This is a genomic window from Segatella copri (assembly GCF_009494395.1).
Taxonomy (GTDB): Bacteria; Bacteroidota; Bacteroidia; order Bacteroidales; family Bacteroidaceae; genus Prevotella.
Genome location: NZ_VZCB01000084.1, coordinates 23,914 through 46,065, shown reverse-complemented (window position 1 = coordinate 46,065; position 22,152 = coordinate 23,914). Strand labels below are relative to the sequence as shown.

Genomic DNA, 22,152 nt, shown 5'->3' with positions numbered 1-22,152 from the left:
ACAAAATGAAAAAAAATCTACTCAGATTCGGGCTTCTAAGCCTGTTGCTTGTCTTTGCTTTTATTGCAAAGGCGCAAGACGTAACTGCTATTTGGGACTTCCAGCACAACGTGCCAGAAGGAATCAACACAGCAACAAATTTTCAAGGTAAAGTAGGAGACATCACCTCTACAGTTGACGGCATTCTACTACATGTAGATGCAACCAATGGCAAACTGAAAGGAAGAACCACCGACGCACAGTTTAACACCGGAACCATCCTTCAGGTACCTGTCAAGTCAGCAAAGGACATCGTCACTGTAACCAGTTGCCATGGCTACCACAACTATACCATCGGTGGTATAGCTGCAACAGAAGACGCAACTGACCACAAAGCTACTACAGCAGAAGTGGCTAAGGGCTATGTTGAGGTTGTGGCAACTGGTGGTTGCTACCTTTATAATGTAAAGGTGGTTCAGGTTAGTGCCATTCAGGAGAAGGCACTCTACACTACCGACTTCACCAACTGGGAGAAAATAGACAACACAAAAGCTACAGATGTAAAGGTAAATCTCAAAACCCTTTACAGCAAGGAGGCATTTACCTTTACATTCAACGGAGTGGGTGTTGACCCTACGGGAAATCAGGCTAAGTTCCCTGACCGTACTGGATATATGATTACAGCTAAGTATCCAAACCAATACACAACAGCTGAACCAAGCGCAGTAACCTCTCCATTGGCAAGCATCACCAAGATAACACTGCACCAGGCTGCTACCGGCGGCAATCGTGGTATCAAAGTATCCGTAAAGGGCGACGGCGATGATGACTGGGTAGTAATCCACAACGTATCTATCGTAAAAGCAAGTGGTGAGGATCTGACACTCGACGTAAACCGTACCAACTGTCAGATTAAGTTCGAGAACTTTGCTCTCGGTCAGAACGCTTACGTTACTGACCTCGCAATCTATGGTAATGTAGATATGAGCAAGACTCCAATGCTGGGCAGTTTCGCAGTAAACGGCAAGGCTTACCAGGCAGCCGACCTCTTCGAGGAGAATGCAGAAGGCAAGCAAATCGCAACTATTCTTGTTTCCAAGAAGGCTAAGCTCATCACAGAGTCTAACCCTCTTACCGATCTCGTTACAGCCAACGGAACCATCAAGAGCACTACTTACACCACTACAGGCGAAGGTGCCAACCTGAAGACTGTAGCAACTATCGTAGTAGAGGCTAACGGTGACGAAGTAACCTATGAGTTGACCGTAGGCTTCAAGCCAGATTTCACCCTCACCTATTATAATATAGACGGCAAGACTGTTATCGGCACACAGGCAGTAGAACAGGATGCAGAAATTGAAGCTTTCGTAGAAGGAGTAGAAAACAAGGTAACTGTAGCTGACGGCAAGAAGTTCCGCGGATGGTCTTCTTCCTTGAAGCAGGATGAGAAGAAGTTCACCACTTCTTCTGTCATTAGTTCAGATGCAGCACTCTATGCACTCGTAACTGATATAGAGACTGCCAATGCAACAGCCCGTTACGACTACAACTTCACCAAGGAAGGTTTCGACATCAACGACCATGAAGCTATTTCTGTAGAAAACGGCAAGTGGCACGATACTACACACGGTTGGGTATTCGAATCAAACGGCAAGATTAAGGTATTGATGGGCGGTAAGGGTTACATCAAGATGAACCTCTGCCAATATTCTAAGACTGGTAAGATTACCCTCCTCGATCCTAAGGGAAATGAAGTAAGTTCTATTGATGCAAAGGCAACAAAGGACGGCAACTTCGGTATTCTCCAGAACGAATCAACCGAGAGTGGTGAATATACCCTCACCTTCGAAGGAGGAGATACATATATCCACAGCCTCAGCATCGTCAACATGACCAATCCAGCCTTCGCTCAGAACGGTAACTGGATGGAAGTAAAGGCGGGCGACGCACAGGGCTTTATGACAGCTCTCGAAATTGCTAACGGCAACAATGCAGCAGCCAACGCAACACGTACATTCATCTTCTTGCCTAACGGCACATACGATCTCGGAGACAAGTGTCTCACTACTATCAGTGGCAACAACATCTCTATCATCGGCGAGAGCATGGACAACACCATCATCGTGAACAAGCCTGAGGTAGAGGGAATCGGTGTTACTGCAACATTGTTCAATACCAGCACAGGTCTCTACATGCAGGATCTCACCCTGAAGAATGCTTATCCATTCGACAAGAGCACCGGCCGTGCCGTCTGCCTCCAGGATAAGGGTACCCAGACCATCTGCAAGAACGTGAAGATGCTATCATACCAGGATACTTACTATAGCAACAATAATAAGGGTCAGTACTACTTCGAGAATTCAGACATCCACGGAATCGTAGACTTCATCTGCGGTGGTGGCGATGTATTCTTCAACAAGTGTACCTTGACATTGGAACCAGGTAAGGGTTCATACATCACAGCTCCTTACACAGACGGAAGTGATTATGGTTATGTATTTGACGGATGTAAGATTGTAGGTTCAGCTACTGACAGCTTCACCTTCGGTCGCTCTTGGGGTGGAACTGCCAAGTGTGCTTTCCTCAACACCATCCTCGACAAGAACGCAGCAGCCAACATTGCTTCAACCCGCTGGACAACAGGTGGTATGAACGTGGTTGCCAAGAACTTCTTCGAGTACAACACTGTTGATGAGAACGGCAAGGTGATTTCTCCTGCCGAGAACATCGTGAAGTTTACAAAGGATAAGGAAGTTAGCGAGTACAACACCATCATCACAGCCGAGAAGGCAGCCGAGTTCAGCCTCGACAAGGTATTCAACAACTGGAAGCCAGCCGACCTCGCAGCTCAGAAGTCTGCAACTGCAGCAACAGAAAGCAATGGCAAGCTCGCTTGGGAAGGTGATGCACAGATGTACATCGTATTGAAAGACGGCAAGTTCTTCGCCATGACAGCAGAGAAGTCACTCGGCATTGCCGGTGCTACAGGTACATGGAGCGTTCGTGCTGCCAACGAGATGGGTGGTTTCGGTAAGATGACTTCTGTTGTTACCGGCATCAAGAACATTGCTGCTGCAGATGAAGCAGCCACCGTAAGCACAGCCATCTTCTCAATAAGCGGTACTCAGCAAAACAGTCTTCAGAAAGGAATCAACATCGTTGTGAAGACTCTTGCTGATGGTAGCAAGAAGACAGAAAAAGTTATCATGAAATAAAGGAAAGGGACCGCCTCTGTTTTTGTTCAAGGAGAGGCGGTCATAAGTCTAGAAAACAGTTAGCGCACAACAGTTGACTACCACATGCACATCACCTGTTGTGCAAGCGCATATCAGCTGATATGCAAGCGCACAACAGCTGTTGTGCGGCCGAAGATACTAACTATCCTAGAAACTTATACTATCTGTTCCAACAACATTTCAGTAATATACCAACAAGAAGAGAGTGCGTCATGAACTTATGACACACTCTCTTTTCCGTTTCGTAACAACTCAGTGTAAGCCGTCGGCTAACCCCGTATTGTGAGACATAAAAGTTTTCTAGCACCCAGAGTTGAGAAGACTGGATAGAAAATTCAGGCGGCGGTGGATAGAAAGCTACATTCAAAAACACCCTTCACCTCTCATGCCCCCAGTGTTTATCGGGGTTTCAGACGAAAAGGTGAAGGGTGAAGGGTAAAATTGAGAGTAAGGTTTTTCACGAACAAAACCACGCTTCCTGCAGCCGGAAAGCATATTTCGAATGGCGAAGGTAGACATCCCGAAATTTTTCTCCCGACGCATCATTTTGTGCCCGGCAATGGCAAAAAGTTGCCCCAGTTGAGGGCAATATTGTGCCATAGTTAGGCAATAAGTGGAATGAGCCTCTTTCAGAAGTTAAAGAAGTTATGCTCATAGGGGTACTGAGCAGTTAACTATAGGGGTTTTTATGTTAAAAACAATCTTTAAGCAAACGTTTACGTATTATTTTCACGTGAATCTTTAACGTAATTCATTTTTTTTACCTATATTTGCAAACGAAAAAAACAGACTGTGCATAAAATTGCGCTATAAATGCGTATTTTTTGCACAGCGGTTTTTGTCTACTTAAACGTACAAATCGAGAGTAAGAAAACAAATTTTATAATAGTATAATCTAACCTATAAGTGTATGTCTGGTAATTATAACAGAAAGAAGATTGCGCTTGCAGGTGCGCTCATGTTCATGGTAACAAGCGTCTCTGCGCAAACGGTAAAAGGAGTTGTTACTGACAATACGGGCGAGCCAATCATCGGCGCATCTGTCATGGAGGTAGGTGTAGCTGGCAATGGTGGCGTGACCGACATTGACGGTAACTTCACAGTAAACTTAAAAGGCAAGAGCAAGAAACTGAAGATTTCATACATCGGTATGAAAGCAAAGGAAGTAAGCGTTGCAGGTAAAGAAACTATCGACGTCAAGCTCGAGGATGACAACACCACCCTCAACGACGTGGTTGTAATCGGCTATGGTACAGTTAGAAAGAAGGACCTCACTGGTTCTGTATCTTCTATCAGCGACAAGCAGATTGCCAATATTCCTGTATCTAACGTAAGCGAGGCGATGACCGGTAAGATGGCGGGTGTGAACATCACCACCACCGAAGGTTCACCAGATGCTGACGTGAAGATTCGCGTGCGTGGTGGCGGTTCCCTTTCTCAGGACAACTCTCCACTCTACATCGTTGACGGTTTCCCTGTAAGCTCTATCAGCGACATCGCTCCTAGCGAAATCCAGAGCATCGACGTGTTGAAGGATGCTTCCTCTACAGCCATCTATGGTGCCCGTGGTGCCAATGGTGTTATCATCGTTACAACCAAGAGCGGTTCTGAGGGCAAGACCCAGGTGAACTTCAATGCTTCTCTCGGCTACAAGAAAGTATCTAAGTTGGTAAAGACTATGTCTCCATACGACTATGCATACTATCAGTATGAGTTGGGTAGCACTGACTATGGTAACTACAACGACCTCGACATCTGGAAGTCTATCGAAGGACGTGACTATCAGGATGAGGTATTCGGCCGTACAGGTAACCAGAAGCAGTATAACGTGAACGTAAGCGGTGGTACCAAGGACCTGAAATACAACATCGGTTTTTCTCACAACGACGAGAAGAGCATCATGCAGGGTTCTGGCTATGCCAAGAACAATGTAAACGCCAAGATCAATGCCAACTTGAACAAGTGGTTGTCTCTCGACTTCAATGGCCGTATGGCTTTCACAAAACTGGACGGTTTGAATGGTGGTGCAGATACCAACGAGTCGAGTGCAGCAAACTCAGTTGTTGCCAACACCGTAAGATGGAACCCGGTAGAGCCTCTCTCCGGCACATCAGACGATGATGAGGAGAACAGCACATCAACACGCCGTAACCCAACAGAGCGTATCACCGATACCTATAAGTATCAGGAGCGTTTCCAGCAGAACTACAACGTAGGCTTGAACTGGAAGCCATTCAAGAACATCACATTCCGCTCTGAGTTCGGCTATGGTTGGAAGTACAACAATACCGACCAGGTTTGGGGTTCTAATGCAACCACCAACTCTAAGTATGGTTACAACGGTCAGCCACAGGTACAGTTCGTTCGTTTGGAGAACAAGAACTGGCGTAATGCAAATACATTGACTTACGACAACAAGAAGCTTTTCCATGGTCGTGACCACATCAATGTATTGGTTGGTCAGGAATGGAGCAGCAGCCAGGACGTAACCCGTACCAATACTTCTGTAGCCTTCCCAACTTCATTCACATTGAACGAGGTATTGGCTAACACAGCAGCAGGTACAGCGCTTCCTAACGAGGGTAACATCAAGGCTGAGGAGAACATTCTCTCTTACTTCGGCCGTATCAACTATACGCTCAACGACAAGTATTTAGCAACATTTACACTTCGTGCCGATGGTTCCAGCAAGTTTGGCAAGGACAACCGTTGGGGTCTCTTCCCATCAGCAGCCTTGGCTTGGCGTATGTCTGACGAGGAATTCCTGAAGGGTGCTTCCAGCTGGCTTTCTAACCTGAAGGCTCGTCTGAGCTTCGGTACAGCAGGTAACAACCGTATCAACTCTGGTTTGCTGACTACCACCTACTCAATGGCAGACAACACATCAAAGGCTCCATTCTTCGATGAGAACAGAGCTTCTATGCTTGAGCATGGTAAATATCTCTATAATCCAGACTTGAAGTGGGAAACCACAGTGACCCGTAACTTCGGTATCGACTACGGTTTCTTCAACGGTCGCATCAGCGGTACATTGGACTTCTACTGGAATACCACCAAGGACCTCTTGATGCAAAGTATCGTTCCTGCCAACACAGGTTACTCTTACCAGTTCCAGAATTTCGGTAAGACCTCTAACAAGGGTGTTGAGTTGGCGCTCAATGCTGTAATCGTAGACAAGAAGAACTTTGGTTTGAACTTCAACTTCAACGTATCTTACAACAAGAACAAGATTGACGAGTTGAACATGGAGAACCCATGGCAGAGTTCTAATTGGAGCGGTTCTACCATTGCCAAGTACGAAGACTTCCGCGTAGAGCAAGGCGGTCGCCTCGGTGAGCTTTGGGGCTACAAGAGCAACGGTTTCTACACCGTGTATGATGCCGCAACAGGCAAGGGTGACTTGGTATTGAAAGCCAACGGCACTTGGGCACTGGCAGAAGGCGTAAAGGACAACAGCTACAAGCTCTTCGGCGGTAACCTCTATCCAGGCGTTGCCAAGGTAGAAGTTGACGAGAATGGTGATGCAGTGAAGCAGCGTCTGGGCAACACCGTACCTACCACAACAGGTGGTTTCGGCTTTGACGGTCACGTTGGTAACCTCGACTTCAACCTGTTCTTCAACTACTCATTGGGCAATAAGCTTGTGAACGGTACCAAGCTTGCCAACTCATTCTACGCTGGTTCAGCCAAGAACTATAACCTTGTAGATGATTTCAACGTAGGCAACCGCTATACCTGGATTGACCCAGCCAACGGTAACAACATCGGTCGCCCATCAGCTAGCCTCATCGCAGAATATGGTGGTGTAGAGAACGTGATGAACCGCTTGAACGAGATCAATGCCAACGCCAATATCTACAATCCAGCAGGCGTATCAACCATGCAGCTCATCAGCTATGCTGTAGAAGATGCATCATTCCTGCGCCTTCAGAACGTAACAGTGGGTTACACCTTGCCAAAGAAGTGGGTAAACAAGTGCTACATGCAGAACGTACGCATCTACTTCACAGGTTACAACCTGCTTTGCTTCACCAACTACTCAGGCTACGATCCAGAGGTTGATACAAGTTCAAAGAAGAACCCAATGACCCCAGGTATCGACTATGCAGCTTATCCAAAGAGCCGCACCTTCGTAGGTGGTATTAATGTTACATTCTAAAATTTATAAGATAATAACAATGAACAAGATATTATATGCATTTGCATTGGCAGGCGTATTAGGATTGTCTTCATGCTCCGACTTCCTGGATCAGACATCTCCATCAGAGATGACTGCTGAGAATACCTACGCCTCACCTTATTATACCAATCTTCGCGTCAATAAGCTCTATGGTGGCATGGGACAGGACCGTACCTACGCACAGGACTTGTCTATCGTATGGAACCTGAACAGCGACTGCGAATTGATTGACGGTCTTGGAAGCAATGCTACCAACACCTCAAGTGAACGTGGTAACATGAACTATAACATGGACCCGGGATGGAGCAAGATCAGCGGCGTATGGGATGCTGAGTATGGTATCATCGAGGATGCCAACCAGATTATTGAGGGTATCCGCAGCAGCGCTACATTAACAGCTGGCGGTGCTAACCAGAAGTCTATGGAACGCAGCCTCGGCGAAGCGCTCACCATCCGTGCCATGGTTTACTTCGACTTGGTTCGTATCTTTGGTGATATTCCGTTCAAGAGAGAGGCATCAAAGTCAGACTTGAGCAACGCTTATCTGGAGAAGACCGACCGCGACGTAATCATGGATTCCCTGATGAACGACCTGGATGAGGCTATAGAGTACTTGCCATGGGCAGACCAGGCAACAGGCTATACCACAGAGCGCACAACCAAGGGTTATGCTCACGCTCTTCTGGCACAGATTGCCATGACACGTGCTGGCTACGTGATTCGCGAGAAGGAAAAGGACGGATATGAGACAGCATCTTACAGCGATGCTACTTATCCAACACAGCGCCCTGGTGCAGCAGACCGCAAGGCTCTCTACGAGCGTGCCCTGAAGCACTGGTCTGCTATCATCAACGACAATACTCACAACCTCAACCCATCTTTCGAGAACGAGTGGTACTTGATTAACCAGCTCTCTCTCGACAAGACTTACCACGAGAACCTCTTCGAGATTCCTTTCGGTGAGAACGTAACAGGAGAGTTGGGTTACACAGTAGGTGTCCGCATGAATGGTGTTACAACAGAATACGGCTATGGCAACTCATCTGGTAAGATGAAGGTTACTGCACCTCTGCTCTATTCTTACGACAAGAAGGATACACGCCGTGACATCACCTGCGCCAACTTCGAAATCAAGCAGGATGGCAGCAACACTGTTGAGAACATGCTGAAGAATGCTCCTTTCGGTATGTATGTAGGTAAGTGGGATGCCCGCAAGATGAACAACACCTGGTTGCAGAACAACCTGAAGGCAACAGCTAAGCACACTACAGGTATCAATCCTGTGAAGATGCGCTACGCTCAGGTATTGCTCTACTATGCTGAGTGCATGAACGAGTTGGCAGGTAACCCTGATGCCAACTACGAAGGTTCAGCAAACGGCATGACAGCCCGCCAGGCTTTGGAAGCAGTACACACCCGTGCCTTCAACCAGGCTGACAAGAATGAAGCTAAGGCATACGTCAACAACATTGCTTCTGACAAGGACGCATTTTTCAATGCTCTCGTTCAGGAGAACATGTGGGAGTTTGCAGGTGAAGGTATCCGCAAGTACGACCTGATTCGTTGGAACCTCCTCGCAGAAAAGATTAATGAGTTCAAGCAGACTTACCTGGAAGAACTTGCAGACGGTACTTACCAGAAGACCATCTACTTCAACTACCTGGATGAGAAGAAAACCAAGATTGACTTCTCTAGCGTAACATGGTATGGTATTCCTGACGGAAAGACGTCTGCTGACTACGAAGGCAGTATCGACTCATTCGGTGCAGCTAAGTTGGATTCTGGTTCAGATACACAGGTTGACGTAAACCTGCCATCTATCAGCAGCGGTTTGGTTGGCGATAACGTAGCAGTGAAGAACCGCTATCTCATGCCAATCGCTTCTACAACCATCTCTGCAACCAACGGTAAGATTCACAACTCTTATGGTTATGCAGACTAATTCATCTTTAATCAAAAAAGACAAGAAAATGAAGAGCATTAAAAACATATTGGGCACAGCATCTATGATGGCATTGACTCTGTCGGCTACTTCTTGTACCGATGGCAATGACTGGGACGTAGATGGCAGCCTGTCAAGATTGTTCGGTCTCAACGGTGACAAAATCACCGTTGAAACTGCCGAAACATCAGCTACTGTTACATTCTCTGCCTTCACATCAAAAGCAGTTCCTTCACCAGAGTACTATGTATTCGAGGTAAGCAAGGACTCTCTTTACGAGGGTGTTGAGAATGCTAACATCATCAAGTTCGGAGAAGATAAGACCTTGACTTCTTCTCCAGTAGTTCTCTCAGGTCTCGATGGCGACAGCAAGTACTACATGCGTGTAAAGGCTATGTCTTCAACTGCTAACGAGTCTAAATGGGTTTACTACAAGGATGGTTCATCTTTCAAGACAAAGGCTGAACAGTTATTCAACGAGCTTACTACAGCCGACCTCTTTGAAGACCACGTTAATTTCTCTTGGACTCCAGGTGCTACAGTTACCCATATCACAATTGTCAACGCAGCAGATCCAGAGGATAAGAGCAAGCATGAACTTACCGCAGACCAAATTGCTGCTGGTAAAGTTACTTACTCTAACGTGAAGCCAACAACCACTTACATCGCCACCTTATATAATAACGATGTAAAACGTGGTCAGTTGCAATTCACTACACCTGCAGCAATGCCATCTGCAAACTATAAGTATACGCTCCCAAGCGATGTGAATGTTATCTCCCAGACTCTCATTGAAGAGATTGCAGAGCAGGCCAAAGCTGCAGCAGGAAACGAGACTAACTATAGTGCAACTATCGGTATTCCTGCTGGTGCCACAGTTTCTCTCTACGGCACAAATGATTCAGATGGTGGCAAGACCAACGTAACCATCCCAGACGGAATGTCTGTTACATTCTTCGGTTTGGCAGGTGGTGATGCGCCTACCATCAATCTTGACAAGAACTTCGATGTTGCAGGTTCTCATGCATTCATCAAGTTCCAGAACGTGAAATTGGAAGAGAATGGTGCTGGCTACTTCATCAACCAGAGCAAGGCTTGTACCATAAGCGAGTTCACTTTGGAGGATTGCGAGGTTAGCAATATCAAAACATCATTCTTCCGTATCCAGGGAAGTGATGCTAAGTCTATCGGCAAACTTACCTTGAAGAACAGTATCTTCACCAAACTCTGTGCAGGTTATGGTTTCATCCACATTGATGCAGGCAGCGGTAAAGGTCATCTCGACAACGTAGAGATTGACGGCTGTACATTCAACAGTATCTGTGTAACCGGTAAGGTATTTATCTTCAGCAAGAAGACAGATATGCAGGACATCACCATCAAGAACAGCACATTCTACAACTGTAATGGTAACGGCCAGTTCTTCGTTGACTTCAACGTTGACACATTCGGACCAAGCACCTTCACTATTGAGAACTGTATCTTCGGTAAGAGTGCTGATGAAGTTACCAACAAGAACATCAGAAGCAAGACTCCAGCAACTGTAGTAAACAGCTTCAGAACAACAGACTTCTTCAAGGTGATTAAGGGCGTGAATGATACAGAGTTCAGCTCTACCCAGTTGTTCAAGGACCCAACCAATGGCGACTTTACCATCAAGGCTGGAACTTTGAAGGAAAAGGCTGGTGACCCACGCTGGTATGTAGTAGAGGATTAATCCACAAGGATTAACATCTCATATAAATTTAAGAAAAGTGCAATGCTTATATGGAGCATTGCACTTTTTATTTTCTACTATTGTTATAAACAACGATGATAGCAGATGAATTGCGTAATCGTTTTCGTGTTTTTTATACATTGATTGCATCAGTAATCAAAAGAAAAGTAGTAACTTTGCAAAAAGAAATTAAGCCTAAAAAATATGAATAGAAAAATGATCAAAACCATCGTGCTCGCTGCACTCATGGCTGTGCCTTTCTTTGCTAAGGCACAAACTTTTGCCGGCATCACTGCTGAGCAGAATGCACAAAATACCCCTGCGGGTTGGACTGCTGTCAACTTGCCTCAGTTGCCTGCTATCACTTCGGCAAATACGTTTAACATCAAGGATTATGGTGCCTCAACATCTGCTGCAGATAATACCAAGGCTATCCAGAAAGCGCTTGATGCAGTTCCTTCAACTGGCGGTATGGTCGTAATACCTGCGGGTACCTGGATGTTTGGTAGCACAGACCAGATGACCAGCAAGACAGAGGTGCTCAGCATCAAGTCTAAGACAGTACTCCACCTTTGCGCTGGAGCAACCTTGAAGCTCGTAGAATACGGCAAGGCTCCAAACAATAAGACTGTATTCATTGGTTGCAAGAACAAGAACCAAAGCGACATTGTTATAGAGGGTGAAGGTGAAACTTCTATTATTGACGGTCAGGGAACCCGCTGGTGGAAGGCTCGCGATAACAAGGAGACCTTCAATCCAGGAGCGATGATCCGTTTCGAGAAAGGCAGCCGATTCCTGATTCGCAATCTCAAGGTCCAGAATACTCCGGGTGTCAACATTACCTTGAGTAACAGCAATGGAGCCAACAATGGTACTGTTCATGATGTAACCATCTATAACCCTTCTTCAGAAACCAAGACAGAACAGCCTTCTCATAACACAGACGGTATCTCTATCTGGGGACACCACATGAATATCTATAACTGCAACATCAGTACAGGTGATGATAACGTGGTTTGCGACAACGATGCACAGTACATCCATGTCTGGAACTGCAAGTTCGGTACAGGACATGGTGCTTCTATCGGTAGCTACACCAAGAACATCAAGCATGTATGGTTCGACTATATCGACATGAACGGAACAACAGCAGGTATCCGTATGAAGACGGGTATCAATAGCGACGGTACACTACGCGGCAATGGAGAGGAAGACTGGAAGTTCAGCAACTTCACCATGACCAACGTGAAGAATCCTTTCTCTATGGACTGCTTCTACGACAAGAACTACAACAGCGATCCTGCGGTAGACAAGGCTAATGCAAGAGCTTTAGATAGCACTACCCCAACCTACAACGGCATCTTGCTTCAGAACGTGAAGACTACAGATGTTTGCGAGGGCAATGCTATCTTCCTGATTGGCCGCCCAGAGAGCCACATCAAGAACGTGACACTCGACAACGTGCAGATTTCTGCCAAGAAAGGTATCGACATCCGTTTCGTAGATAATCTCGTATTCAAGAATAATTCTAAGATTACATGCCAGTCAGGCAAACTTTGGATTCGCCAGTACGATTCTACGGTAGACGACCAATGTGATGCAACAGGGGCTGGTACAAATCCAAATCCCACTCCAAACCCAGGTGAGACAACAGAAGTAAGCTATATTCTGGATGCATCAACCTGCACCTCTTCTTCAAGTGATCCATCACCATGGACGTTCAATAACGGTTGCAGCATAGAGAGCAGCAAAGGTTACGCTACAGCTAAAAACAATACCATCAAGTACAGCAAGGGCGTACAGTTTACCATCAACCTGCCCGAGAATATTACCATTACATCGGCTACATTTGCAGGATATGCCAATGAAGACAACAAGACCTGTTATCTCGGCGAACTGAACGGAACAACCTTTGCCAGAGATAAATACGTGTTCCCTAGCCGTACAACCCAAACGGATACGAGCACAATGTTTGATATTACTCTAGACACTCCAGCTACAGGCGCTCTTATCTTCACACCACAAAATGCACAAGCCGCTTGGGTTATCACTCTGAAAGGTGTAAAGGTAACTAGTTCCGGTATCAGTAATGTTGTTTTAACCGCCAAGGTAAACAATAACAACATTTACGACCTCAGCGGTCGCATGGTAAAGCTCAATGCCAAGGCAGAAGACCTGCAAGGTCTCAAAAAAGGTATCTATATCTACAACAACAAGAAATACGTAGCTAAATAATTCATTTAAACATCGGTAACAATGAAAATAAAATATCATTCACTCCTGTGCCTTCTCGCAACCATCGCTTTGAGTTCTCCGCTCACAGCGATGGGGGTAAACGCCCAGAAGGCAACATCACATACATGGAATCCGAACCTGAAGAACGGAATGTATCGCAATCCGGTGATTGACGCCGACTACTCTGACCCAGATGTATGTCGTGTGGGCAATGACTACTATATGACTTCCTCTTCCTTCCAGTGTTTCCCTGGTCTGCAGATTCTGCACAGTACCGACCTGGTAAACTGGGAGATTATCGGCGCTGCCCTACTCGACGACTATCCTGTTCTGCCAGAGTATCAGGGTACCGACCTGGACTGGCGCAAGAAAGTTCAGCATGGCAACTACGTATGGGCACCCTCTATCCGCTATCACGACGGATGGTTCTACATCTATTGCGGCGACCCTGATCAGGGTCTCTTCATGACCAAGACACAAGATCCTCGTGGTCCATGGGAACCTATCACTTGGGTGATGAAGGGAAAAGGTCTTATCGACTGCTGCCCTCTTTGGGATGAAGACGGAAAGGCTTATCTGTCGCATGGCTGCGCAGGTTCTAGAGCCGGCATCAAATCGGTGCTCTTCGTAGCTCCGATGTCACCAGACGGAACCAAAGTTATCGGTCCTTCACGCATCGTATACGATGGGCATGAAGACCAGCCTACTATCGAAGGTACCAAGTTCTATAAGCGTAACGGCTACTATTACATCATGAGCCCTGCGGGCGGAGTGAAGTATGGCTGGCAGGTAGAACTGCGTTCCAAGAATCCATACGGTCCTTACGAGGAGTATGTGGGTATGGCACAGGGAAAGAACAAGAAGGTAAACGGCCCTCACCAGGGGGCATGGGTAGATACCCAGAACGGCGAAGACTGGTTCCTCCACTTCCAGGATAAGCATGCTTATGGTCGTGTGGTTCATCTGCAACCAGCCAGATGGGTAAACGACTGGCTGGTTATCGGAGACGACAAGGACGGTGACGGATGCGGAGATCCAGTTCAGCAATGGAAGAAGCCAAACTTGCCATCAAGCGGAAACTTCCAGCCTAAGGAATCGGATGATTTCAACAGCTTAGATCTCGGACTGCAATGGCAGTGGAATGGTCCTTACAGTCAGTACTGGTACTTCTGCGATGCCAAGAATTCCAAGTTGCGTCTCTATGGTGTGCAACAGGCAGAAGATGTAAAGAACCTCTATGATCTGCCTAACCTTCTGCTTCAGAAGTTCCCTACAGAGAATTTCACAGCCACAGCCAAGGTTAAGTTCATTCCTAACCGCACAGAGGCTTACAAGGAGAATGATAAGGTATTGGGCGAAAGCGCAGGTATGATTATGCAGGGAATGGATTATGCAGCCCTCAAGTTTGTAGACACCAAGGAAGAAGGTGTTGTATTGCAATATGTAACTTGTGAAAAAGCTGACAAAGGAAAGGAAGAGAAGGTGGTAAAGCAGGTAGCCATCAAGACCAGCAAGCTGCCTAAACCTTACACCGTGAAGTATGCGGTAGATGATATTCCTTCATCCCGCATCGCTACTCAGGATGTATGGCTCCGTGTAAAAGTACACAGCGAGGGCATCGCCAACCAGATACAGGCTATCGCAGAATGGAGCTACAGTCTGGATGGCAAGAAGTTTATCAAGATAGGCAATCCGTTTACTGTGCGCGAAGGCAAATGGATTGGAGCGAAACTCGGTTTCTTCAATACCCGCACAGCCAAGAAGAACGACGCAGCCTTCTTCGACATCGACTGGATACATTTCGAAAAATAACTCCTATTTACCCCGCAGGCAGATGATTTTTCTGCCTGCGGGGTTTTCTGTACCCTTATTTCTGTACTAAAAAATCTGGTAATTCTACAGAATTACGAAAACGTTTACGTAACAATTTCCATCAAAATCTATACAAGATAACGATATTTTTATTACTTTTGACGACGAAATCAAAGAAAAACTAAATAATAATCTCTGATTCCTATTGATCTAGAAGAATAATACACGACAACAATTGCCAGTAAATTCAAAAGACCAAACAAATATTTAAAAGTAATATAACCTATAAAACAACATCATTATGTATCAACAACTTAAACGTGCCAGCATGGCACTTGCTTTAGGCTCTGTTTGTATTGGTGCGTTTGCACAACAGAAAACAATACAGGGTACAGTGAAGGATTCTAATGGCGAGCCAATGATTGGTGTTACCATTACCGACCAAAACGGTAAAGCTGGTGGAATCACAGACTTGGATGGTAACTTTACTATCCAAAACGTAGAACCTAACACGGTTCTTACATTCAGCTATATAGGCTGCAAAACACAAAAAATCAAAGTAGGAGGTCAAAAGTCATGGAACATTACGCTCGAAGATGACAACGCAGCTCTTGACGAGGTCGTTGTTGTGGGTTACGGCACCATGCGTAAGAGAGATGTCACCGGTTCTATTGCATCTATCAACTCTGATAAGATTGCAGCTCGTGGCACAACCAATCTTGCAGAGTCTTTGCAGGGTTCTGTACCTGGTGTCAACATTACCCAGTCAGGTAGCCGTGCAGGCGCAGGCTTCAATATCCAGGTTCGTGGTCAAGCTTCCATCAACAAGCAGGCTCAGCCTCTCTATGTAATCGATGGTGTAGTTTGTGACAACATGGACTTTCTAAATCCAGACGATATCGACCGCATCGATGTATTGAAAGATGCTTCATCTACCGCCATCTACGGTTCCCGTGCTTCTGCCGGTGTCATCATGATTACGACTAAGGGCAGCAAGGGCGCAGACAAGGCTCAGAAGGCCACCATCTCCTACGATGGATATTATGGTGTGAAAAAGCTTGCCCGCATGCCGGAATTGATGGGTGCCAATGAATTCATGGATTACCGTTTTGCCAGATATACCACTCTCGATGGTAAGAGCTACGATGGCTCAAGCCGTAAGGGTGTTGATGCCGATGGACATCCACACTACATCATCAAGGATACCGACTTGAATTCAGCCTTCCTGACCCGCAAGGGAGGAACCAGCTACAAGGATTCAAAGCTTTACGAACTGATGATGGATCCAAGCTTCGACGGTTACGACTGGAAGAAGATGGTAACCCGCACAGCTGCTCAGCAGAACCACTTCATCAGTGCTGCAGGTGCTACAGATAAGGTAAACTACCGTGTAGGTATGGGTTATCAGGGCGAGGAAAACGTATTCAAAGGCAATGACTATGAGCGTTTCAATCTGAAGGGTGCCATGGATGCCAAGCTTTCCAAGATATTTGATGCAGGATTCTCTGTCAACTTATCTATGAGCAGTACAGAAGACGTATGTACTGATGGAACTTATTCACCATACGTGAATGCATTCTATTTCAACCCATTCGTATCTCCTACAGATGCAGATGGCAATCTGATTCCTAACCCGGGTGCCAAGGCAGCCTTCGGGTCTGATGCACAGTTCACATCCACCTACAACCCATTGATTGACCTCTATGATGGTAACTATACCAACGAGACCAAGAAATATACCATGATGGGTAACCTGTATCTACGTGCCAATATCATGAAGGGATTGAAGTTTACCACAACATTCTCTCCAAACTATTCTCACAAGCGCCAGGGCATCTTCTATGCTACAGGTATCAACGAGGGTAACGATGTAGGTTCTACCTATTATCAGAAGAACAAGACCAACTTTGCATCTGTTGCAAACACCAGCCGGATGGATTGGACCTGGGATAACCAAATAGACTATAACGAGACTTTTGGTGACCACAACATTGGTGCCATGGCCCTCTTCTCACTCTATAAAAGCAATACTGAGTATCAGTATGAGGAAGCTAAGGGTATCGCCAACGACCATACCACCTTCCACAACCAGAGTTCTGCCAGCGGTGACAAGAATCTCTCCAGCTCATACAACGAGTCATCTTTGGAATCATTCGCCTTCCGTGCCAACTATTCTTACAAGGGAAGATATATGGCAACAGCTACACTCCGTGCCGACGGTAGTTCCCGTTTTGCCGATGGCAATCGCTGGGGATGGTTTCCATCTGTAGCTGCAGCATGGCGTATTTCTGATGAGGCATGGATGAAGCAATTCAGTTCTTGGCTCGATAATACCAAACTCCGTGTATCTTATGGTGTAACAGGTAACAACAATGTGGGAGACTATGTAACTATCGCCTCTGCTACAGGTCCTACATACGTGACACTCGGTGGTACCGAAGTACAGGGCTATCACCCTAACGGATTGGTGAACACAGCCCTCATCTGGGAGAAGGTAAAGGAATTCGACCTCGGTCTCGACTTGAGTTTCCTAAAGAATCGCATCAATGTAACTGCCGACTTCTACAACCGTCTTTCTGATGGTCAGATTATGTCGCGTTCAGTGCCTTTGGAAACTGGTGAGAAGACATCTACCTTCAATGTAGGTTCTGTTCAGAACAGAGGTATCGAGTTGGGCTTGCAGTTCAATATCATCAACAAAAAGGATTTCTCCTGGAGTGCCAACGTGAACTTTGCCCGCAACTGGAACAAAATCAAGGAGTTGAGTAATGGTAAGATTGATGAAGTTGCCAACAACTGGTTCATCGGCGAGCCATTGAACGTACTCCGCGATTATACCCATACAGAAGTTATCACTGACAAGGGTGTAACCATGCACACTATGAATGGTGACAAGCACTATACCCTAAAGGAATTCTACGACAAGTATGGCAAGAAATACAAGTGGTATGAAGGCCAGGTAGCCGTTAATGACTGGAACGATGACGGTAAGATTGATGACAGTGATAAGCAGATTTATGGTTGCACCGATCCACGCTGGACAGGAAGCCTCTCTACAAATATCTATTTCAAGGGCTTCGACTTCTCCATCATGTTCTATACCAAGAGCGGATTCTGGTCTCGTAGCTATTTCCATGAGAAGTATATGAAGTATAGCGACCGTGGTAATGCCCACATGAAGTTGGATTACTACATCCCTGCAGGAGCACCAATCATCAATCATGAGACAGGTGAGATTACAACCGCCACAGAGACCCACTACGGAAAGTATCCTTATCCAAACAACAGCGATACATCTATGGGTGGTTATTTCGGTGACAAGGGTTCAGCCAAGGGAGAAGGCTTCCAGTATCAGAAGACTTCATTCACCAAGGTAAAGAACATCACCCTAGGGTACACCTTGCCAAAGAACGTAGTGAGCAAGGCTGGAATCAGAACCCTTCGTGTTTACATGAATATCCTGAACCCATTCTGCTTCACCAACTACAAGGGCTTCGACCCTGAGTGGGCTTCACAGAGCTTGCAGAACGGTGGTCCATCATCTGTAACCTATCAGTTTGGTGTCAACTTGAAGTTCTAAGCTTCATCCCAATTAAGTTCTAAACTTCATATAAAAAAAAGGAAACAATTATGAAAAAGATATTATATAGCGTAGCTCTCGCTGCTTGCTGCATGGGCACCATGACCAGCTGTAGCGACTTCCTGGACGCAGAAAACAAGTCGAATGTGAGCGACAAACAAACTTTCGCAACCAAAGATGGCTTCAACACTTTGGTAAATGATGCCTATCAGCGTCTGCAGAACATCTATGCAGCACCTCTGTTCACCAGCTGCTTTTCTGCAGGAACAGATATGTATGCCGATGCTCGAAACAAGATGAATGAGGCATTGAACACTTATGAGACCTTGACTCCTGAAAATGGTGATATTAAGAATCTCTATACTTATCTCTATGCAGGTATCCGTGCAGCTAATTCAGTATCCTACTATGCACAGAGCGCTAAGATAGATGATGCCTTGAAGAACAAGCTCGTGGGCGAGGCACGCGTGCTTGCAGCATATGAATACTATCTCCTGGTAAACAACTTTGGAGGTGTACCTATCATGAAGGATTTCCTAACTTCTGCAGAAACCGGATATCCTAAGTCTTCTGCAGAAGAAGTATATAACTACATCATCAGCGAATTGGAGGATGTCATCAGCCAGAACGTACTCGAGGCATCAACAGCAACCAAGGGTGGCGGCCGCATCAGTCAGGAAACAGCCAAGGCTATCCTTGCCAAGACCTATCTCTCAGCAGCATGGGACCTCGGCAAGCAGGAATACTTTGCCAAGGCAGCTTCTCTTGCCGATGAGGTAATTGCAGGCAGAAAGTTGACCACACCATTTGCCAGCCTTTGGAAGGCAGATGGTTCTGGCGATGATAACGCAGAGTTCCTCTGGGATGTAGAATATGATCTGGCAACAGCCAATAATACCACATCTGGTGGTACAGAATGGAGCGGCTACTACTGCAACTATCTGGGTGGAGCCGAGGATCCTATCAAGGCAACAACTTCCAGTTATGTACCAACTCTCTATGCCTTGCATTGCTTCCAGAAGGGTGACCTGCGTTACGATGCTACCTTCATGAAGGAATTGCCGGATGTAAACAAGGGCAATGCCGCAGGCACAGGCTACTGGACCTGGTATAAGAATGGTGAGACTCTGAAGGGATATCCTGTAACCCGTTACTATTCTGCATGGTATGAAACTGATGCAGACTTTGCTGCATGGAAGGCAGAAGATCCAGCCAACAGAGCGAATACCTACCGCATCCCGATGGATTCAAAGACCAAGGAGGCACAGAATATGGATGGCAAGGATATGGATTATTACGACAACCAGCAGTTGGTTTACGGTTCAAATCCTTGCAAGAAGTTTGATGACAGCCATACAGCTTCTAACCAGAAGAATACCTGCTATCGCGATATCCATATCATCACATTGCCAGAGATGTTTCTCGTAGCAGCAGAGGCTTACCTCAAGGCTGGCGATAACACCAAGGCATTGGCTCGCCTCAATGAAGTTCACCAGCGTGCAGGTCTTGCTGCACTTACAGGCACAATCACCATCGACAACATTCTTGACGAGAGCGCTTGCGAGAACTTCGGTAACGGGGCACGTTGGATGGATCTCCGCAGAACCAAGACATTGGTTGAGCGTTGCACCAAGTATAACTACGAAATGGGAGATAAGGCAGCCCAGTATATAGGCGAGAAGCTTCTGCGCCCTATCCCACAGGCTGCCATCGATGCCAACGATATGTTGACATCAGCAGACCAGAATCCTGGTTATTAATACAAGGTTTGATGAAGGTTTTTTATAAACACCACGACATACACAAAGAAACTATTTAATTAAAGACTGTAATCTAGGATTAAGAATCTTGAGATTACGGTCTTTTTTCATTTCCTGTCTCCTTTTCGTTCGCTAAACATAAAGAATAGAGTTTTATCACGATTTCCACGTGTAGATATGAAATAGAGATAAAAAAAGCCCAGAGGATAATCCCTCTGGGCTTTTTATTTAAAATAGAACTATGTTATTCTGGCTTAGCTTCGTCCTTCTTGGCAGCTGTTTTCTTAGCAGCAGCTGGCTTTTTGGCAGCAGGAGCCTTCTTGGCTGCTGGCTTCTTGGCTGCAGCAGGCTTGTCGCCACGAAGTTTTACCACTTCCTTCTCAATCTTCTCAATCTTAGCCTGAAGACGTGTAATTTCCTTGTCTCTCATCTCAATCTCCTCATCCTGGTTGGTGATGGTAGTGAGAAGACTCTCGAGCTGCTCATTATCTACCTCAGCAGGATAAAGGTTGTTGACGCGAGTGATGAAGTCGCCAAGAATATTCATATAGTTGGTGAAAGCATCGAAAGGACTAGAGTAAATACCGCGGTCCAGACCTACATTACTTGGCTTGGTAGTCATGAAACGGAAGTTGTTGCTAGCCTGGAGATAATCCCAGTCCTGATTGATACGAGGATCGTTGGCAATGCGAACACGGTCGGCTACGCTATAGAGCTTGTTGAAAGCCTCACGCTGCATTGGGTTACCGAGCCATGAGCTGACATCACGCTCCTCGTCTACCCAACTCAATGTATCAGGAACGTTGATTTCGCCTACAGACTTCATCTTCTGGAAAATCTCGGTAGGAGTAGAGAAGGTAATGCCACGGTCCTTAGCACACTGTGGAAGCGCCTTCAGAAACTCGAGAATATTGCTAGACAAAGGCTGGGCAATACCCAAAGCAGAAAGCTCCATGAAGATATTGATAACCTGCTCCTCTTCCGGGAAAGCAGCAATCTGATTCATGTAGTTGTCTGCAAAGAGAGGATAACCTTCCCAATCGCTGTTACTGAAACGCAAAGAAATGTCATCGCTCAAACGAACATCGCGAAGCAAAAGCTTCAACTTAGGGTTCATGGCACAATGATAAACATAGTGTGGAGACTTCCAACCCAATACGTGCTTAGCACCCTCGGTCAACATACCCATGAAGCCCATATCAGCTACCTGAGCACCAATCTCGTCACTATAGATGAGAGAAGAGTTGCGGAGTACGGTAGGCTCCTTGCCGAAACATTCCTTGATCTTAGTGCACTGGCGCTTCACCTCATCCTTGAAGCTAGCCTCATTAACCAATGAAGCAAGACCGTGAGAATAAGGCTCTGCGAGGAATTCCACGCAGCCAGTGTTGTTCAACTCCTGCAGTTTCTCCATCACCTGAGGAGCATGGAGTTCCAACTGCTCCATACCCACACCAGAGAGTGAGAAAGCCACCTTGAAAGATTTACCATTCTTCTCAATCATCTCCTGAATGGCATTCAAGGCTGGCATATATGAACGCTCAGCGATATCGTTGATGCTACGATCATTCTCATAATCATCATAGTAGTAATGATCGGTACCGATATCAAAGAAGCGGTAGCGTTTCAGATGGGTAATCTGATGTATCTCGAAATATAAACAAATTGTTTTCATACTTTGAACTTTAAATTTTGAACTTTGAACTTTATG

At 46.0% G+C, this 22,152-nt stretch carries 9 protein-coding genes; 8 read left to right on the top strand and 1 reads right to left on the bottom strand.

Annotated features, from left to right (window positions below; all coding sequences use genetic code 11):
- Nucleotides 1-5: 5 nt before the first annotated feature.
- The 8 genes from F7D73_RS12030 (at nt 6) to F7D73_RS11995 (ending at nt 20,441) form a co-directional block, all read left to right on the top strand.
- The gene (locus F7D73_RS12030; protein WP_153125028.1) at nt 6-3,194 is read left to right on the top strand and encodes a pectinesterase family protein; all 3,189 of its coding nucleotides are present in this window, start codon (nt 6-8) and stop codon (nt 3,192-3,194) included.
- A gap of 931 nt (nt 3,195-4,125) precedes the next feature.
- A complete protein-coding gene (locus F7D73_RS12025; protein WP_153125026.1) occupies nt 4,126-7,374 on the top strand; it encodes a SusC/RagA family TonB-linked outer membrane protein in 3,249 nt (1,082 codons plus the stop codon).
- A gap of 19 nt (nt 7,375-7,393) precedes the next feature.
- Complete coding sequence (locus F7D73_RS12020) at nt 7,394-9,337, top strand: RagB/SusD family nutrient uptake outer membrane protein (RefSeq protein WP_153125024.1); 1,944 nt, start codon at nt 7,394-7,396, stop codon at nt 9,335-9,337.
- A gap of 28 nt (nt 9,338-9,365) precedes the next feature.
- A complete protein-coding gene (locus F7D73_RS12015; protein WP_194256911.1) occupies nt 9,366-11,054 on the top strand; it encodes a DUF5123 domain-containing protein in 1,689 nt (562 codons plus the stop codon).
- Between the two features lie 204 nt (nt 11,055-11,258).
- A complete protein-coding gene (locus F7D73_RS12010) occupies nt 11,259-13,289 on the top strand; it encodes a glycoside hydrolase family 28 protein (protein ID WP_153125021.1) in 2,031 nt (676 codons plus the stop codon).
- A 21-nt stretch (nt 13,290-13,310) separates the two neighbouring features.
- Nucleotides 13,311-15,101 carry a glycoside hydrolase family 43 protein gene (locus F7D73_RS12005; RefSeq protein WP_153125019.1) on the top strand — a complete coding sequence of 597 codons (1,791 nt, stop codon included), beginning with the start codon at nt 13,311-13,313 and terminating at the stop codon, nt 15,099-15,101.
- 301 nt (nt 15,102-15,402) lie between these two features.
- Nucleotides 15,403-18,681: a SusC/RagA family TonB-linked outer membrane protein gene (locus tag F7D73_RS12000; protein ID WP_153125016.1), complete on the top strand. Its 3,279-nt coding sequence runs from the start codon at nt 15,403-15,405 to the stop codon at nt 18,679-18,681.
- 50 nt (nt 18,682-18,731) lie between these two features.
- The gene (locus tag F7D73_RS11995) at nt 18,732-20,441 is read left to right on the top strand and encodes a RagB/SusD family nutrient uptake outer membrane protein (RefSeq protein WP_153125014.1); all 1,710 of its coding nucleotides are present in this window, start codon (nt 18,732-18,734) and stop codon (nt 20,439-20,441) included.
- Between the two features lie 244 nt (nt 20,442-20,685).
- On the opposite strand, the gene F7D73_RS11990 is transcribed toward F7D73_RS11995, so the two are convergent.
- The gene (locus F7D73_RS11990; protein ID WP_153125012.1) at nt 20,686-22,116 is read right to left on the bottom strand and encodes a glycoside hydrolase family 57 protein; all 1,431 of its coding nucleotides are present in this window, start codon (nt 22,114-22,116) and stop codon (nt 20,686-20,688) included.
- Nucleotides 22,117-22,152: the final 36 nt, after the last annotated feature.

Excerpts from the sequence above, each read along its gene's own strand:
- F7D73_RS12030 (WP_153125028.1), top strand. The coding sequence starts at position 6 with ATGAAAAAAAATCTACTCAGATTCGGGCTTCTAAGCCTGTTGCTTGTC.
- F7D73_RS12025 (WP_153125026.1), top strand. The coding sequence starts at position 4,126 with ATGTCTGGTAATTATAACAGAAAGAAGATTGCGCTTGCAGGTGCGCTC.
- F7D73_RS12020 (WP_153125024.1), top strand. The coding sequence starts at position 7,394 with ATGAACAAGATATTATATGCATTTGCATTGGCAGGCGTATTAGGATTG.
- F7D73_RS12015 (WP_194256911.1), top strand. The coding sequence starts at position 9,366 with ATGAAGAGCATTAAAAACATATTGGGCACAGCATCTATGATGGCATTG.
- F7D73_RS12010 (WP_153125021.1), top strand. The coding sequence starts at position 11,259 with ATGAATAGAAAAATGATCAAAACCATCGTGCTCGCTGCACTCATGGCT.
- F7D73_RS12005 (WP_153125019.1), top strand. The coding sequence starts at position 13,311 with ATGAAAATAAAATATCATTCACTCCTGTGCCTTCTCGCAACCATCGCT.
- F7D73_RS12000 (WP_153125016.1), top strand. The coding sequence starts at position 15,403 with ATGTATCAACAACTTAAACGTGCCAGCATGGCACTTGCTTTAGGCTCT.
- F7D73_RS11995 (WP_153125014.1), top strand. The coding sequence starts at position 18,732 with ATGAAAAAGATATTATATAGCGTAGCTCTCGCTGCTTGCTGCATGGGC.
- F7D73_RS11990 (WP_153125012.1), bottom strand. The coding sequence starts at position 22,116 with ATGAAAACAATTTGTTTATATTTCGAGATACATCAGATTACCCATCTG.